This is a genomic window from Paenibacillus sp. EPM92, from assembly GCF_016586185.1.
Lineage (GTDB): Bacteria > Bacillota > Bacilli > Paenibacillales > NBRC-103111 > Paenibacillus_G > Paenibacillus_G validus.
The window spans coordinates 22,342-39,690 of the sequence record NZ_BCPS01000057.1 but is presented as its reverse complement, the minus strand read 5'-3'; the positions used below and the strand labels follow the sequence as shown (position 1 = coordinate 39,690).

The window sequence follows — 17,349 nt, the reverse complement described above, 5'->3', positions numbered from 1 at the left end:
TCATCTCCTTTGGATTGTGGGGGTTATTTGTTGTAATCATACCAGCCTGCTCCTGTTTTCTTGCCCAGACGTCCTGCGCGAACCACTCGTTTCAAGGATTGCGGCGCCGCAAAGCGGTCATCCTTGAATTCCTCATAGAAGTAGTCCAGCACATGCAATCCGATATCGACTCCGGCAAAATCTTGCAGTTCAAACGGGCCCATCGGGTAATTGAGCCCCAATTTTACGGCCTTATCTACATCCTCCATCGTCGCGACCCCTTCCTCCACCAGGCGCATCGCTTCGACGAATTGTGGGATCATGACCCGGTTAACGATGAACCCCGGCGAATCCTTCTTCACTTCAATCGGTTCTTTGCCGAAATCCCGGGCCAGGCCCATCAGCGTCGCAACCGTATCGTCGCTTGTGTTATAACCCCGAACGACTTCAACCAGCTTCATGATCGGAGCCGGGTTGAAAAAATGCATGCCGGCCACGCGGTCGGCACGTTTCGTCGCTTGCGCGATTGATGTGATCGACAACGAGGACGTATTGGTGGCCAGGATCGCTTCGGGTCCCAGAACAGCGTCCAGCTGACGGAACATGTCCTGCTTGATCTTCATATCCTCAACGATCGCTTCGATGACAACATGGGCCTGCTCCATCCGCGTTAAATCAGAGGTAGCCTCTATGTTAGCCAACGTCGTTTCTTTATCGGCTTCCGTCAGCTTTCCTTTTTCAACCAATCTGGCCAAGATGGAAGCAATTCGGCCTTTTCCTTTATGGACCAGCTCGTCGTTCATATCATATAAAACAACGCGAAACCCTTTCTGAGCCGCAAGCTGCGCTATGCCGCTCCCCATCGTTCCCGCTCCGACAACGCCGATGATACGTTCGTTCATCTTATAAATCTCCTTCTCTAAAATAAGCTCGTATTTTTGTATGCGCTTTATAGTTTAATTATAAAAAATTTAGTTGCATCCAAACACGTTCACGATGTAGGAAAAACGGAATAACTTTTCGTCCACCGTAATCAACTTAATTCGATCAGTCTTTAGCCGCGTACGACCAAACGTGATTGGAGAATACTTTTTCAATTTGCAGATTCGTTTCCATGTAATCGAGCATTCCGATGACTTCCGACATCACGAATGTAAATTGGCGCCGGTACTCCGTAGGATACATTTCCTTGGCCAGCTCAAACGGCGTTTTTGCCCTGAGCTTGACCAGCTCTTTGACTCTGTCCGCCTTTTCATCCATCCTTGAAAGTCTGGAGTCGATCAAGGCCGCATGTTGACCGAACGCCTCTCCGTGACCGGGAAACACGATATCCGCGGCGAGCTCCCGGCATTTCAACAGCGATTCCCGGTACAACGCAAGCGAGGGCAACCGGTTCCCGTCTATATCCGGCTCGACAAGCGCATTGCTTGAAATCTTGGGAAGCAGGTGATCGCCTGCCGCCAATACCTTTCTTTGGCGGTCATAGAACATCAGATGGTCGGGGGAGTGACCCGGCGCGTAAATAGGCTCCAGGCTGTCCAGCCCTTGAATATTCCCTCCCTCATCCACCTCAATGATGTCAGCCGTCACTTTTTCATGTTTATTTTCGACCATACTTCTTTTCATCTGCTCGATACGTTGAGCGCCTAACTCACCGCAGCCCATCTCACGGTACAATGTATCAAAAAAGTCACAGCGAAAGCTTAAATATTCCGGATCCCGAGTAAGCCGCGGAACCGCCAACGGATGGGCCAGGACAGGAATCTTGCGACGCTCCGCAATCCTGTTAATTAATCCGATGTGATCGGGATGATGATGGGTGAGCACAATTCGCTCCAAATCCGTTAATGAATAGCCTAAGTTTCCAAGTGAGCTTTGCAGAATGGCAAACGCTTCATCTGTATTTATGCCGGCATCGATCAAGGTTAACTTGCCGTTCCGCTCAATAACCAACACGTTGACCGGACCGACCGGGAGAAGGGTCGGCAGCGTGATTTGATGGAATCCATAACCGTCCTTATGAACCGAGTACATGGAATGCTCCTCCAATACGGGCTAAAATAAAAAACGGGATGCCGGTAACCAAACACCCCTTGAATAATCGTATGGTTCAAGAAATTTTCACTCCCAGATAAGCCGATTGAACGTTTGCGTTATTGCTAATTTCATCTCTCGTGCCGTTTAGAATGATTTTGCCCTGATCCATCACATAAACGCGGTCGGCCACTCTCAGGGCGGCTTTGACGTTCTGTTCCACCAGAATGACCATCGTGCCAAGCTGCTCTTTGATATATTTCAAATTTTCCAATATTTCATTCACGATCATCGGTGCTAACCCCATAGACGGCTCATCCAGCAAAATAATTTTCGGATTCGACATTAAGCCTCGTCCGATCGCGAGCATTTGCTGTTCTCCGCCGCTTAGAAAACCGCCGAGATTATGCATATGTTTTTTCAATCCGGGGAACATTTCAAGTACTTTCTCCAGGTTTCCCTTGACGCTTTCCTTCTCTTTAAAGTATTTGGAATACATGCCGAGCCGTAAATTTTCTTCAACGGTCAGGTTGCTGAAAATTTGCCGCCCTTCGGGAACAAGTGCCAAACCTTTGCCAACAACATGATGGGAAGGGAAACCGCTGATCGTTTCGCCGTGTAAAGTCACTTTCCCTTCCGACGGCTTGTAAAGACCGGCTAACGTGTTCAACAGGGTGCTTTTTCCGGCGCCGTTCGCACCGATCACCGAAACGATTTCGCCGCTATGTACTTCGAGATTAATGGCGTGCAGTATTTGGATGTTGCCTATATGTGTGCTTAAGTTTTCTACTTTCAGCATTAAACCGCCTCCTCCCCCAAGTACGCTTTAATTACTTTTTCATTGCGTTGTACGTCTTCGGGAGTTCCTTCCGCAATTTTTTTGCCGAAATCGATGACGACGATACGATCGGCAATTTCCATAACGGTAGCCATCTTGTGCTCGACAAACAAGAACGAATGGCCTTTCTTTTTATACTCTACGATGTACTCGGACATTTTTTTCGTTTCCGCATCGTTTAAACCCGCCATCGGTTCGTCTAACAAGACGAGTGTAGGCTCATACATGATGGCGCGGGCGAATTCCAATTGCTTCTGAAGTCCGTAGGAGAGCTGCCCTGCTTTTTCATGCATCAGATGGAGCAGCCCTACCATTTCGAGCGCGTCCAGAGCGAGCTGATACGCTTGTTCTTCATCCTTCTTGACGATCGGCAGTCGAAATCCCGCACTGAGCACATTCGTCCTCAATTTCACATGCGCGCCCATCATGGCATTTTCCAGAACGGTCATATTGCGAAAAATTTGAAGATTTTGGAACGTCCTTGATATTTTAAGCGGCGCCAGCTCATATATTTTTTTGCCGGTAAGTCGATTTCCTTGATAAATAACTTCTCCTGAGGTAGGCGGCATAAAACAAGAAATCGTATTGAACAACGTGGTCTTCCCGGCACCGTTCGGACCGATGACCGCCACAATCTCCCCTTCCCCAACTTGAAAGCTAACGTTATCGACCGCGGTTACTCCGCCGAATTTTTTCGTCAATCCCTTAACTTCCAGTAAGTTTGTCATGTTTAAACCCCTTTTGCTTCTTTCATCATTTTGGTTTTGCTGCGCGAAGCTTTGACCCAGGCGCCTGATAGTATCGAAATGACCCCTCTAGGAGCAAACATCATCACAATCACGATCATAAAACCGTAAACCACAATTTCAACCGGACCGCTGAGATGGAGGTAGTCTTTACCGATATACCGGATCAGTTCCTGCAGGAACATGATGGTGCCCGTACCCAGCATAGCGCCCCAGATGGAATGGCTTCCGCCGACCATGACCATGATCAGCAGCAAAATGGAGAAATTAATGTAAAACGTAGGAGGTGCGATAAAATTAATAAAATGCGCGTAAAAGCTGCCCGCTAACGAGGCATATGCGGCGCTGATCGCAAAAATGGCCACTTTATATTTGGCGACGTTAACGCCCAAGGTTTGCGTAGCGATTTCACTGTCGTGTATGCTCCTGAGCAGCCGGCCAATAGGAGAGCGAACGATATTCGTTGAGAAAATGATCACGAGTCCCACAACGGTCCATATGAAATAATAAAAATAGAGCGGATTGCTCAGATCCAGACCGAACAACGATAAAGTCGGAATGCTGTGCAGGCCCAAGGGGCCCCCCGTATAATCCGACAACCCTACAATTAGAATATAGATGATAATATTAAAACCGAGGGTGGCTAAAGCCAGAAAGTGTCCTTTCAGCTTGAGAATGGGAATTCCGATCAGATAGGCGATGCCAAAAGTGACCACCATGCCAAGGATCATGGCCAACCAAGGCGACATCGCGGCTTTCGTCGTCAGCATGCCGGACACGTAGGCTCCGATTCCAAAGAATGCGGCATGCCCTAAAGAGATTTGCCCCGTATAGCCGATCAGCAGACTTAGTCCGACCGTAATGATGCTGTACAGGCCGATTAGAATCAGCACCGTAAAAATATGCGGAGCATGGACGAAAAACGGAAGAGCTAATATGATGGCAATTAAACCGATAAACGGTTTCCAACGATTGCCGTATAAAATTGCGTCAAGTTTAGCCATTATGATTGCCCCCTCTATACTCTTAGACCGGTTGCTTTGCCGAACAAACCGTTCGGTCTGAAGAATAGCACCAACAGCAATACCGTGAAGCTAATGGCGTCACTATACGTACTGGAAAGCAAACCGCTTGAAAAAGCTTCGACTACACCGAGCACCAAACCGCCCATGACGGCCCCGGAAATATTATTCATCCCTCCGATAACCATGGCGACAAAGCCTTTAAGACCGATTAGAAAGCCCATCTCGTACGTTGCGTCCGTTAAGGGAGCGATAATAATGCCGGCGATGGCTCCAAGGGCTGCGGCCAACGTGAAGGATAAGCCTGACATCGCCTGGGTGTTGATCCCCATTAAGCTTGCGGCGCGGGGATTGGTCTCGCTCGCTCTGAGGGCGGATCCGATAAAGGTTTTATCAAAAAAGAAATACAGCAAGGCGAGCAGGACGATCAGTATGGCAAAAATAAACAAACTTTGCGGGTTGATAACGGCCCCGAAAAAATGGATGGGCTTTATCTGAACAATCGGCGACAAGGTTTTCGGATAAGTACCCCAAATAATTAATCCGAGTCCCTTAAGAAAAATGGACAATCCGATAGTAATGACAACAAGGGTGACGGGTGCGCTCTTTCTCGCCGGTTTTATAAGTGTTCTCTCTATGAATAAGCCGATAAACGCGGTAAAAAGGATCGCTATTGGAATCGCTGCGAACATGGGAAGACCAAAACCAATTAAAGAAATACACGACATCGCCCCGATCATCGCAAACTCACCTTGAGCAAAGTTTAATATTCCCGTTGTATTGTAGATGGTGACAAATCCGATGGCTAGCAGTGCATAAATGCTGCCAACGGTAAGTCCGGTGATGAGAAATTGCAAAAATTGCGCGAAATCCATGTTCGATCTCCCTTCTAGTGAAAATCTATGGCAGATCGATATCTGCCATAGATTATTATCCATCCAACTATTCTTCGTATTTCCAGGCGTTGTCTTTAATGCCGAGTACGGTCAATCCGTCCACCTGTGAAGTCAGCCTTGTCTGTGCAAAATCGAAGGTTCCTGTAATGCCCGGATATTTGCCCAAATCTTTATTTAAAAACTTAGTAATATTTTCCGGAGTTGTATGTCCTGCCTTGATCGCCTCCACGATCATGGAAAGCCCGTCATACGTATGAGCGGCAAACAAGTCGGGTTCGCCGTTAAATTCGGCTTTGAATGCGTCACGGAACGCCTGCAATCTTTTCTTCTGATCCGAATCCGGCAGCTGGTCGACGATGCTTAACCGGCTTCCAACCACATAGAGCCCTTCATTGTTGCCTTTTACCTGATCGAGGAATCCCTGGTTCGCGGATGCGGTGCTTTGAATCATCGGAATGTTAAAGCCGAGGGCCTTAAAGTTTCTCGCCACAACCCCGGCGCCCGGCGTTCTGGACCATACGACGACAACCTGGGGATTCGCTTTTTTGACATTCGTTAATTGAACGGTCATATCGGTAGCCGTAGCGTCGAATTCTTCGTGTGCTACAATTTCAATATTATTTTCTTTTGCAAGGTCCTTGAATGCGGGAAGACCTTCAACGCCGAACGCATCCTTGGCATTTACCCAAGCCACTTTCGTAATATTTTTTTCTTTAACCATTCCACGACCTTAACGGAAACGGTTTTTGAACTTGGGGTCATGACAAATACGTTATCCTTATCCGAATTGGCAGGTGCAACCGTCAAAAACGGAAGCTTGGCCGAGATCGCCTTCGGAAGAATTGCGGCGGTTGTACTTACTTGCGTTGCTCCCACGACCGCAACGACGCCTTCGGAAATCAAGCGGTCCATGGCAATGACGGCTTTGGTGTCATCCGTCTCATAGTCCTGCATGACTAGTTTAATTTTATAGCCGTTAATAGGCCCTTGTTTATCCAATTGCTTTTGAAACAATTTTTGTGTTTGAACTTCCGTCAAGCCTAATGTGGATGCGGGTCCGGTTTCGGCAAGCACCAATCCGATTTTAATTTCTTTGGCGTCGCCGCCGCTTCCATCCGATTTGGCAGGCGCGCCGCTGTTGGATGCGTTATTACCTGCTTGCGGGCCTTGCGGGCCGCACCCTGCCAATACAAGAAGCATGACGGCAAGAGCGAATACTAACATGTTTCGGCTTGACATTTTCATATGAACACCCCTTCTTAATAATTAGACCTAACTCTTTTTCGACATTGAAAACGCTGTCATATCTTGTAACAATTTTAATTTTACAGAAAATTCAAACTAAGTATACCTGCATCATGTAGGAATTATAATTTGTCAATTTGTCCACTATGTAGGAATAGCATGAACTTCTGCGTGAACTATTGTTCAGCCGGCCTCTAAACGATTCATAAGCTCATCTTTTAATTTGACTTTCTGGATTTTTCCGCTCGCCGTTGTCGGCAGCTCCTCCACAAATACCACTTTGCCGGGAAGCTTATAGCTGGCGATATACGTTTTTAAGTAATCGATGATTTCCTCCTGCGTCGCCTGGACATTAGGCTTCAGCTTGACGGCGGCGCATACGATCTCGCCTAAAGTCGCATCAGGCAGGCCGACAATCGCGGACTCCAGAACTTTCGGATGGTTTTGAAGCAAGCCTTCGATTTCCTGGGGATAAATATTGTAGCCGCCCCGTATGATCAATTCCTTCTTGCGGCCCACAAATCGAATGTACCCGTCTTCGTCCATCGTGCCCAAATCGCCCGTATAATACCACCCTTCAGGATCAAGCACTTGCCGGGTTTGCTCAGGAGATTGGTAATATTCTTTCATGACGCCGAAGCCTCTGCAAGCAATTTCGCCGGTTTCACCTGGAGGCAGCGTTTCCCTCCGGTCATTGACAATTTTCACTTCGACGCCTTCTACTGCTTTGCCGACCGTCTCGAGAATGTTGCTTTCTTTATCATCATACTGCGTGATGGTTACCGTACCGGTCTCGGTGATGCCGTAGGAAATGCAAAGATTCATGCCCATCTTCTCACGGACCCCTTTGATCGTTTCCGGAGGACAAGTGGCCGCTCCCGTTATTCCCGCCCGCAGCGAAGATAAATCGTAGGAGTCAAAATCAGGGTCCTTCAATTCGAGATTCAACATCGACGGAACCGCGTGGTGAATCGTTACTTTTTCCTGCTCGATCAGCTTTAAGGCGTCTTTCGGTTTGTATTTTTCGAGCAGCACCATTTTGGATTGACAATAGACGGCAGACATCAAGTTAACGGCCATTCCGAAGATATGAAACATCGGCGCCAGAATAATAAACACATCATCGGAGACACATTGCAGGCTCTTCGCAATCGTCATGCCGGACTGAACGACGCTGCGATGAGTGACCATGGCCCCTTTCGGCACGCCGGTCGTTCCCGAAGTATACAAAATACAGAACGTATCATGCAGAGGATCGATGGCAGGCTGCGGCGGAATGACGTCATTCGAGCCTGCTAGAAGGTCGGTAAATGAGAGGCAGCCCTCCTTCTCATACCGGACCGTAATGAGCTGCAAATGGTTCGGTTCTCCGCTTTCAAAGCCTGTTTTTTCAAATTCCTGGGATACAAAAACGACTTTGGCTCCCGAATTTCCTAAAATATGCTGTAATTCATGCAACCGATACTTGGGGTTAAATGGAACGAGAATGGCCCCTATTTTCGCAATGGCAAAAAATAATTGAACCGTCTCATGCCAGTTGGGTAAAGAAACGCCGACCCGATCCCCTTCTTTGATGCCCAGCGATACGAGAGCAGATGCTAACCGATTGACTTCCTCCTGCAGCTCGCCGTAGGTCAGTCTGCGCGTCAGGTCATAAATCGCCTCTTTATCGGGACTGCCTTGCACCGCCATATCCAACAGTTGTGAAACAGACACGCTATTCCCTTGCATGTGATCATTCACCTTACCTTCCTGTGTCCTACATATTTTGGGTAACCTTATTTCGATGACGCGTTAACATGATCGAAAGCCCGAAAATCAATAAAAACAAAGCCATAAACAGGGAAGACAAACGATACATCAAGCCGTACCCTACACCCGAGGCCAGTACGCCCAATAAGATGGAGCCGAGCGCAACCCCTGCATCGATGGAATTGTAGAACATTCCGTTCGCGATCCCCCGCTCATCTGCGGATACTTCCTTGATCATCCAGGCCTGAATGGACGGCTGGATCATCCCATACCCGCAGCCATAGACGATTGCCGACAAAATAAGTTCGAGCAAGCGGTCCGAGTAGGAAAGGAAAATGACTCCCAGCATGACCAGAAAACCACCGGGTATCACGGCGGCAACAGGCCCCCTGCGATCGAATATTTTTCCGGCAAAAGGCCGAATCAGCAGTACCATCAAGGATTGAACCAGAAAGAAGCTGCCCACGCCTTCAATGTTACGCTGAAGGCCAAACAGTGCGATGAAACCGATCAGGCCGCTGTAAGTGATGGATAAGAGCATATTCAAAATGGCGGGCAGAACTAATTTCCGGGAAAAGTAGGTGTTTCCTTGTGAAGATTTCCCTCGAACCGCTCCTGTCGCCATTGTGCTTGCTCCTGGCAACACCCCGTAGATGATAGGAAAAATCAGAAGAAGAACAATCGAAGCTGCGGCCGTTAAAGTCCCAAAGCCGTAATTGGCGAGCAAATACATCCCGATGAGGGGCCCTACAGACAATCCGAGTGTATTGGAAAATCCGAAATACCCCATGCCCTCTCCCATTCGCGCGAGAGGAACCCGATTGGATGCCATAGTGGGCAATACGGTACTGGCCACGCCAAAGCCGAAACCATACACCATTCTTATACCTAAAATGGCGATTAAGGCATGACACCAATAGGTGCCGGCTGTAGCTATCCATGCGATGAATAAACCAAGGAACAAAAGCCGACCCATTCTTTCTTTCTGGCCAGGTCTGCCTGCAAACAGTCTCGCGGCCACCGAGGATAAGGCGAAAAGGCCCGTTATCACTCCGATGCTGAAATCACTGGCCTGAAATTGCTCCTTTAAATACGCAGGGAGAGAACTGATCAGCATCTGTAAGTTTAAAAATAATAAAAACCCGCAAAGTGTGATCCCCAAAAATCCCTTGGTCCACAATTGATCCTGCTGCTGGTCCATGACATCACCTTCCGAAAGTAAACCTGCTTCCCGGATTCCTCCTTCATTTTGACTGGATACAATGTTATCGCTTACATTTGGATGGGTTAAAATAACCGATTTCCTTAAATCTTATTATAAAAAGAAATCCGGCGAAAAAATACCTTCATCGTGCAGGAAAGTAAGCGCATAAATTTCCGCATCGTGACGTATGAACAAGAAAGAAAATACCTTCCAACGAAAACGATGGAAGGTTGGACGATTTGATAAGCCATGATGGAGCCTCTTAAGCTCACTTCGGCTTCTTGTCTTTCAGATGTTTATCCAAGAAAGCGATAAGGATATCCGTAATTTCCGTTTGCACCCATTGCGGTCCGCCGTGCCCGGCACCTTGAACCACGTAGTAGGTGGAATCCACTCCTTGGCTTACGAGAGCCTCATGCAAAATCTCCGTTTGGTTCGGAGAAACCAACGTATCCTTATCGCCATGCATAATTAAGAATGGAGGTGCATCCTTCGTAATATACGTGATCGGATTGGCTTTGGCCGCTTTCTCAGGATTGGAATGGATCGATCCGCCGGGGCCGAACACCGCAGGTCCGTTTACCCACATCCCTTCCGGCGCGGAAGGAGAGTCGTGAACAGCTTCCACCTCTTTGGAGAAACCGTATCCTACCTTCGTTAAATCAGACAAACCGTATAAATCAATGACGGCCTGCACGTTGCTGCTCAGATGAAGATAATCGCCTTTGTCAAATGCCGCAACCTCATTGGTTGTTCCGCTGAATGCCGCCAGATAGCCGCCGGCTGAATTCCCCATCACCGCGATACGGTCCGGATCAATACCATATTTAGCAGCATTGGCCCGAAGGTAGCGGATCGCCGACTTTACATCTTCTAGCGGTGAAGGGAAGGTGCTTCTGGGGGTGACTCTGTATTCGATACTTGCCACGACATAGCCTGATTCGGCCATCGTCATTCTTTGTTGTAAAGAGCTGTCTTTATTGGCTGACATAAAGCCTCCGCCAGGAACAAATACAACGGCGGGAAGAAGCTCTTGACTGCCGGGCTTCAAAATATCCATATGAAGAGGGAAATTAGGATCGCCAAAGATTGAAGGCTGCGAGTAAGAAAGCGGTTACTTAAACCTTCATGCTCGTTCTCTATGCAGCGAAGTCATTCCTTGTGTTGAAATCATCATACAATGAATACCCATGATTGGGTACGTTCGTGATGCAGGAAAAGAACAAATGAAAATTCTCCGCCGTAAACAAAGGTTTAGGCATCGGAGCTTTCCGTAAGATGCAGATCATACAGCTTGTACGCCAGCATGATGTTAAATCGCTGCTCGGCATCGTCAATATCCACCTGAAGGATTTCCCTGATTTTTTCCAGGCGGTATTTAAAGGAGCTGCGGTGAATGAATAAGCGATCGGAGGAATCTTTGATATTTCCGTTCGTCTGCAAATATACCCTCAGTGTATCGAACAGGTCGCGGTTCTTTCCGTTAGCGTACTGCAGCAGCGGGTCCAGATACGCTCTCAAAAATAGGGGAACGATATGGGGATCCGCCAAGTTGTACAGCACCGTATAGGAGCCTAGCTGATGAAAGCTGAGAAATTGCTTGTCCGGAAAGCGATTATAAAGAATAGCCAACGTTTTTTGCGCTTGCTTGTAGCAATTATAGTAATCTTCGATTTTATGGGCCTCTTGACTGATTCCCAAATAACTGGCCACATGGTCGAACTCGGAGCTAATGATTTTCTTGATTCTTTCATAAAAGGTTTTCCAAAACGCACCGGTCGCTTTGGCTTGGGGAACAATGGTTACATAATATTCATCCTTGCGTGTCAGGATAATCCCGGGCTCTGATCTGGAAACATGGTCGCGGATCCGATCCCAGATCCATGTTTTTTGGGCATCGACTTCAAGGAGATTGGATTTCTGCTCTTCCTTCTCTTCGAACACAAAGGAAAACAATCCAATGACGTGCGGCTCGAGAATATTCCAATTCAGCAGATTGGCGTACTCTAATATTTTGCCTTTGTTATGGATTTCCTCCACAAATAACTGATTGAAAAAGCTGTCCTTCACCTGTTCCCGCACGTCAAGAACAACCTTCTGCTTGATGAATTGAACCGCATATACGTTAAGCGCATGGTTCAGGGTCATCTTTAATACGGTATCGAGCTTCTTTCTGGGAATCGCCAGGCCCAGATAGCCCAACAGATCACCTGCTCCAACGACCTTAAACATGCCGAATTCAAGCTGGTCGTTAACCGTGATCCAATACTCCAATTGCTTGCTTTGCTGAAAGTGCCGCCTTTCGTTCTTCACCTGGGATAGAATACGCTCCCCCATCGCAGGATCGGATTCCAGGATACAGCTCGAAGTCAGATGAAAGAACCGGTCAAACAAAAAAACGGAGCATTTCATCATATCCGACAAAAACTCGGAAATTTTGGAGAATCCGTCGTCTTCCAGTGTATGCTTGACCAATTCCTGCTGATGATGCATGAACGTTTCAAGCCGGTATTTGCGGTCTTTTTCACTGGAATACAATCTCGCATTCTCAATCAGAGCCGAAACGTGCGAGGCTAAAAACTGCAGCAGCTCTAAATCGTCGGCTGTAAACAACGCATGCTCTTTATTGATGACATGCAGGACGCCGATCGTTTTCAAATTGATGATCAACGGAATTGTAATTTCACCGCCGCCCGGCTTTTCCAGGAAAGCAAAAAACGGGTTTAAATCGTAGGCTTCCTTGAGATCGATCTTGTCCTGCGGAATATTAATTCCGTAAGACGGGGGCTGATACAGAAAACAGTTCGTGTCTTCGTCATACAGGTAAATGAAGGCAGATTCCGCATTCGTCCCTTTTCCTGCGCGTTCCACGATTTTACTTACGATCTCTTCTAACGAGGAGCCGCCCAAATATACATTTTCCTTCAACCACTCGAGCCCTTTTATTTTCTTAAGCTCGGTTTCTTTTTGCTGCCCCAGGGCAAATGCGATCGCGATGTCCTTGCCATATTCCTCGAAAAGCTTCTCCGCACCGAGTACGAGAGGAACAAAGGAACGGAAGCCGATCACGCACAAGCCCAAGCTGTCTTCGTTCTCCTGCCGGATCGGGAACGTAAACCACGTTTGAAACTGCTCCGCATTTAAACCTGATAACAAAGAGCAATTGTCTTCTTCTTTAATCAAATCAAACGTACAGAGCGGCTCGCCATAAACGCGGGGCAAACAGGCTTCACTGCTCAATGGAAAATGCTGCTCAAACTGAGGGGCCTCGCCCTTCTTCGCTTTAATCTTCAGCGTATGCCCGTCCTTGATAATAATCGCCATATAGTTGCAAGCGAACTGCTCGTGAAACGAATCGATTAAGTAATGCAGCGTTTCGTCCAGCGTATCAAACTGAACCATCCGCCTTGCCGTTTTTCGAAGATGGTGATCGATTTTTTCTAATAGGTGTTTTTGTTTCTGGGTATCCAACCGTTCGCTCCCCTTTCGAATTCATCGCTCATCCACATTTTCTGCCAATAAAGAAAAATAATATCTTTATTATAGTTAGAAAATCGCCTCATGGAAAGTAATGCAATTAGAGAGGAGAGCCGACCTGCCATTAAACGACGTATTTTTCCGCGTCGATCACTCGCGAAGCGACGCTCCTTTTCAAATCAATAAGGTTGACGGCGGGTACGGAGGCCGTTGCCTTGGTCAACGCCGCCAACGCGGCAAGCAGCGCATCGCCGGAAAGGACGGCGCATATCATTTCCTTGGCCCAGGATGCGATCCTGTCGACGGTTTCATGCACGAAAGCGATCGTCATCTGAATGGCATGGCGGGCTTGGTCTTCACGAGTCCGCGCCATCATTTTCTTCGTCCGAAGCAGCACGCTCTCCATGGCGTAGATGGAAATGACGATATCGGCCAAGTTGCCGGCGATCTCCTGTTCCTGGCTCAGCTTCTTGTCATATCTTTGTACGGCTTGCGCCAGCAGCCATTGGAACGTATGCTTGGCGTTTGCAATTAGCCGTGCTTCGAGTTCCAACGTTTCGCCGGCAGAGGAGCTGGGCACGGATTGCAGCTCGCCCGGCTTCTCCAATAAAGGCAGCTCGCCTTTGAACGCCCGCTTCACCAGGGTATCCGGAATCAGCATCCGGTTAATTTCATTCGTTCCCTCAAAAATGCGGAATATCCGCGAGTCCCGGTACATACGCTCAATCCGGTATTCCTGAATGTACCCATAGCCCCCATGAATTTGCAATCCTTCATCCACGACAAAATCGAGAACCTCCGAGCCGAACACTTTATTGATCGAGCATTCCAGCGCATATTCGGAAATCGCTTTGGCCGACAAGGAATCGACATTCGGATGGCTGTGATCGAGCACGCTCAAGCCCTCGTCGAGCAAGCCGGCCGTTCGGTAAATCATACTTTCAAGCGCGAAGGTCCGGATATTCATGTCGGCCAGCTTTTTGCCGATGAGCGGGAAGGAAGCAATGGGCCGGTCGAACTGCTTGCGTTCATTCGCATAGGCAGCCGAAATTTCGATCGCCGCCTTGGAGAGCCCCAGGCCTCCCGCCGCCAGCTTCAATCGCCCGAGATTCAAAATATTGAACGCGATCAGGTGGCCCTTGCCGACCTCTCCCAACAAATTTTCAACCGGAACCTTCACATCCTCCAAAGTTAACGAGCAGGTGGAAGAGCCTTTGAGTCCCATCTTCTTCTCCTCCGGTCCGATATGCAGCCCGTCGAACGACCGTTCCACGATAAACGCGCTGAAGTCCGTCCCGTTCACCTTCGCAAAGACGATGAACACATCCGCAAAGCTCGATCCGGAAATAAATTGCTTCGTTCCGTTCAATATATAATAAGCGCCATCGCCGGATAATTTAGCATGCGTCTTCGCTCCCAGTGCGTCCGTCCCGGACGAGGCTTCCGTCAGCGCATAGGCGGCCAGCTTCTCTCCGGCTGCAATACCCGGCAAGTATCTCCTCTTTTGCTCGTCGTTGCCGAAAAACACGATCGGCAGCGAACCGATGCCCGTCTGACCTCCATACGAGATAAAGAACGAGGTCGCTCTGACGATCTTCTCATTGATTAACAGCGCGCTGACTTTATCCACATCGAGGCCTTCATACCGCTCCGGCACTTCTGCGCTGAGCAAGCCCAGTTCACCCGCGGTCCGCAGCTTTTCCTTTGTTAACTCGACGTTCAATTGATGTTCCATTTCCTCTTCCAGCGGCTCTAATTCATTCGTTACAAAATCGTCCGCCAATTGCGCGATCATACGCTGCTCTTCCGTGAAATCCTCCGGTGTGACGATTCGATTCAAATCCGCTTCTTGCACCAGAAAGCTGCCGCCCACAATTTTATTCATCTTACTCTCCCCTTCATCATTTAGTTCAATCCGAAGACGGATTGTTCCAATATTTCGGCAATATCCTTCGCTTTCACCCGGTCTTCCATTTCCTTCATTTTCGTACCGTCCTCCATCATCGTCAGGCAGTACGGACATGCGCTGCTAATGACCGTCGGATTGACCTGCAGAGCCTGCTCTGTACGGGCTACGTTAACCCTTTTGCCTGCCGTTTCCTCCATCCACATCATCCCGCCGCCGGCACCGCAGCACATCCCGTTCTCGCGGTTTCGTTCCATCTCGACCAATTCGACGCCCGGAATCGCTTTCAATATGCTGCGGGGCTGTTCGTAAACGTTATTGTAGCGGCCCAAATAACAGGAATCGTGATAGGTGATGCGTTCTTTTATTTCATACTGCGGGTTCAGCTTTCCTTCGCGGACCAGCCGATCCAACAGCTCGGTATGGTGAAGCACTTCCACATTCTCCAGCCCGAATTCCGGGTATTCGTTTTTCAACGTATTGTACGTGTGCGGGCAAGCGGTTACAATCTTTTTAACCCCATACTTTTGGAAGGTTTCGATGTTTTCCTGACAAAGCTGTTGAAATAAAAATTCATTCCCCATCCGCCTCGGCGTATCCCCGGAGTTTTTCTCCTCGTTGCCGAGAATGGCGAAGCTGACTCCGGCTTCATGCAGCAATCTGACGAAAGCCCGGGAAATTTTGCGGCTGCGCAAGTCATAAGAGCCCATCGATCCTACGAAGAAAAGAATGTCAAAATCCGGATTGTCCTTCACCGTCGGCACAGCCAAGCCTTCGATTTCCCCCGTCCACTTCTCGCGGTCGTTCCGGCTTAAGCCCCATGGATTGCTTTGTCTTTCGATATTTTGCATCGCACGCTGGCCTTCAGCCGGTACACTGCCCTGCATCAAGACGAGCTGCCTGCGCAGGTCGATGATCTTGTCGACATGCTCGTTGCCGACCGGACATTGATCCTCGCAATTGCGGCACGTGGTACACGACCAAATTTCGTCCTCCGTCATGACGTCTCCGATCAATTCGAGCTCTTCCGCCTTGCGCTCCTGCACAGCCCAATGGCCTTTCTGCCATTCGAGGGTCGGCCCAATATCGGTCACTTCCGGCGAATCCCAGTTGGTTCCGTTCGCGCTGATCCCGGACATCGCATGCACGCCGGACGAAGAGAAAGCAAATCCGGGCACCCAGGGCGATTTGGACGTAATCGCGGCGCCTTTTTCGGTTAAATGATCCCGCAGCTTCATAATCATATGCATCGGAGACAGCGCTTTCCCCGTATTCGACGCAGGACACACATTCGTGCATCTGCCGCATTCCACGCAAGCGTAAAAGTCCAGCATCTGCTTTTGCGTAAAATCTTCGATTTTGCCTACCCCGAAGTTATCGGCCTCTTCATTGTCCAGATCCAGCTTCTTTAACCGGCCTGCCAGCTCAGCCCGGCGAAACCAAATGTTGAGCGGTGCGGTCAGGAGATGAAAGTGCTTGGATTGCGGGATATACACGAGAAAAGCGAGAAGAATCAGCAAGTGCGCCCACCAAAACATATAAAACGCGGCTTTCGCAGCCGTTTCGGACATTCCGCTGAAGACCGCAGCGATCAACGATGAAAGCGGAGCGTACACGGATGCCTCGTGCATGAGCCAGATCCGTTCGAACCCGAGAGAGAACAGGACCGTCATCATCAGGAAAAAAATTAAAAACAGCACCAGGCTCGGCTTCCAGCCTCTTTTCAAGCGGGGCAGTTTCTCCACATATCTGCGGTATGCGGCATAACCCGCCGCCACAAGAATAACGAACACCGTTATTTCCTGCATCAAGCTGAATGCATCATAGCCTGGAATCGGCAAAGCGCCCCCGCCTGTCAAACCTTTCACTATTAAATCCAGGGCGCCGAATTGCAGAATGATAAAGCCGTAAAAAATGACGATGTGCATCAAGCCGCTCTTCGGATCTTTCATCAGCTTCTTCTGGGCAAATACCTGTGATACAAATTCCTGAAGCCGTCCGCCCTCCAGACTCGAATGAAATTCGGCGGGCTGGCCGAGCTTTACATATAAATATCGATGAAACACAGCTTTGTAAAACAGATAGAGTCCATACCCGACTACCGCCAAAAACAAGATGAAGTTAATCCACTGCCACGTCATGCATCGTTCCCTTCCTTCCTTGGTCTGCAAGCTATCTTCCGGTTCTTGCAAGCATTGACAATTCATATGGCGTCATCTACAATAATTAATGAATGGAGATTCATTAATT

The 17,349-nt window shown here is 48.6% G+C and carries 12 protein-coding genes and 1 pseudogene; all 13 read right to left on the bottom strand.

Features of this window, described 5'->3' with window-relative positions:
* Positions 1-23: 23 nt before the first annotated feature.
* Complete coding sequence (locus tag JMF85_RS11645; protein WP_127607209.1) at positions 24-881, bottom strand: 3-hydroxyacyl-CoA dehydrogenase family protein; 858 nt, start codon at positions 879-881, stop codon at positions 24-26.
* A 145-nt stretch (positions 882-1,026) separates the two neighbouring features.
* Positions 1,027-2,013, bottom strand: coding sequence for an MBL fold metallo-hydrolase (locus JMF85_RS11640; RefSeq protein WP_201318223.1), 987 nt, complete (start codon positions 2,011-2,013; stop codon positions 1,027-1,029).
* 76 nt (positions 2,014-2,089) lie between these two features.
* Positions 2,090-2,812 carry an ABC transporter ATP-binding protein gene (locus JMF85_RS11635; protein WP_127607205.1) on the bottom strand — a complete coding sequence of 241 codons (723 nt, stop codon included), beginning with the start codon at positions 2,810-2,812 and terminating at the stop codon, positions 2,090-2,092.
* Positions 2,812-3,579: an ABC transporter ATP-binding protein gene (locus JMF85_RS11630; protein WP_141334212.1), complete on the bottom strand. Its 768-nt coding sequence runs from the start codon at positions 3,577-3,579 to the stop codon at positions 2,812-2,814. Before JMF85_RS11630 ends, JMF85_RS11635 begins: the two co-directional genes overlap by 1 nt.
* 2 nt (positions 3,580-3,581) lie before the next feature.
* Positions 3,582-4,601, bottom strand: coding sequence for a branched-chain amino acid ABC transporter permease (locus JMF85_RS11625; RefSeq protein WP_127607201.1), 1,020 nt, complete (start codon positions 4,599-4,601; stop codon positions 3,582-3,584).
* Between the two features lie 14 nt (positions 4,602-4,615).
* Complete coding sequence (locus tag JMF85_RS11620) at positions 4,616-5,557, bottom strand: branched-chain amino acid ABC transporter permease (protein WP_306439338.1); 942 nt, start codon at positions 5,555-5,557, stop codon at positions 4,616-4,618.
* 4 nt (positions 5,558-5,561) lie between these two features.
* A pseudogene (locus JMF85_RS28030) lies at positions 5,562-6,715 on the bottom strand (ABC transporter substrate-binding protein).
* Positions 6,716-6,943: 228 nt separating this feature from the next.
* Positions 6,944-8,491 (bottom strand): class I adenylate-forming enzyme family protein, encoded by a 1,548-nt coding sequence (locus JMF85_RS11605; RefSeq protein WP_141334218.1) that lies wholly within the window; start codon positions 8,489-8,491, stop codon positions 6,944-6,946.
* Between the two features lie 28 nt (positions 8,492-8,519).
* The gene (locus JMF85_RS11600) at positions 8,520-9,713 is read right to left on the bottom strand and encodes an MFS transporter (RefSeq protein ID WP_141334220.1); all 1,194 of its coding nucleotides are present in this window, start codon (positions 9,711-9,713) and stop codon (positions 8,520-8,522) included.
* Between the two features lie 271 nt (positions 9,714-9,984).
* On the bottom strand, positions 9,985-10,776 hold the full coding sequence (locus JMF85_RS11595; RefSeq protein WP_236595825.1) for an alpha/beta hydrolase: 792 nt from the start codon (positions 10,774-10,776) through the stop codon (positions 9,985-9,987).
* A 194-nt stretch (positions 10,777-10,970) separates the two neighbouring features.
* Positions 10,971-13,187, bottom strand: a complete 2,217-nt coding sequence (locus JMF85_RS11590) for a helix-turn-helix domain-containing protein (protein ID WP_155613796.1) — start codon at positions 13,185-13,187, stop codon at positions 10,971-10,973.
* Between the two features lie 130 nt (positions 13,188-13,317).
* Positions 13,318-15,078: an acyl-CoA dehydrogenase family protein gene (locus JMF85_RS11585; protein ID WP_054797134.1), complete on the bottom strand. Its 1,761-nt coding sequence runs from the start codon at positions 15,076-15,078 to the stop codon at positions 13,318-13,320.
* Between the two features lie 20 nt (positions 15,079-15,098).
* Entirely contained in the window at positions 15,099-17,240 is a 2,142-nt protein-coding gene (locus tag JMF85_RS11580) for a (Fe-S)-binding protein (RefSeq protein ID WP_201318219.1), read from the bottom strand.
* Between the last annotated feature and the right edge of the window lie 109 nt (positions 17,241-17,349).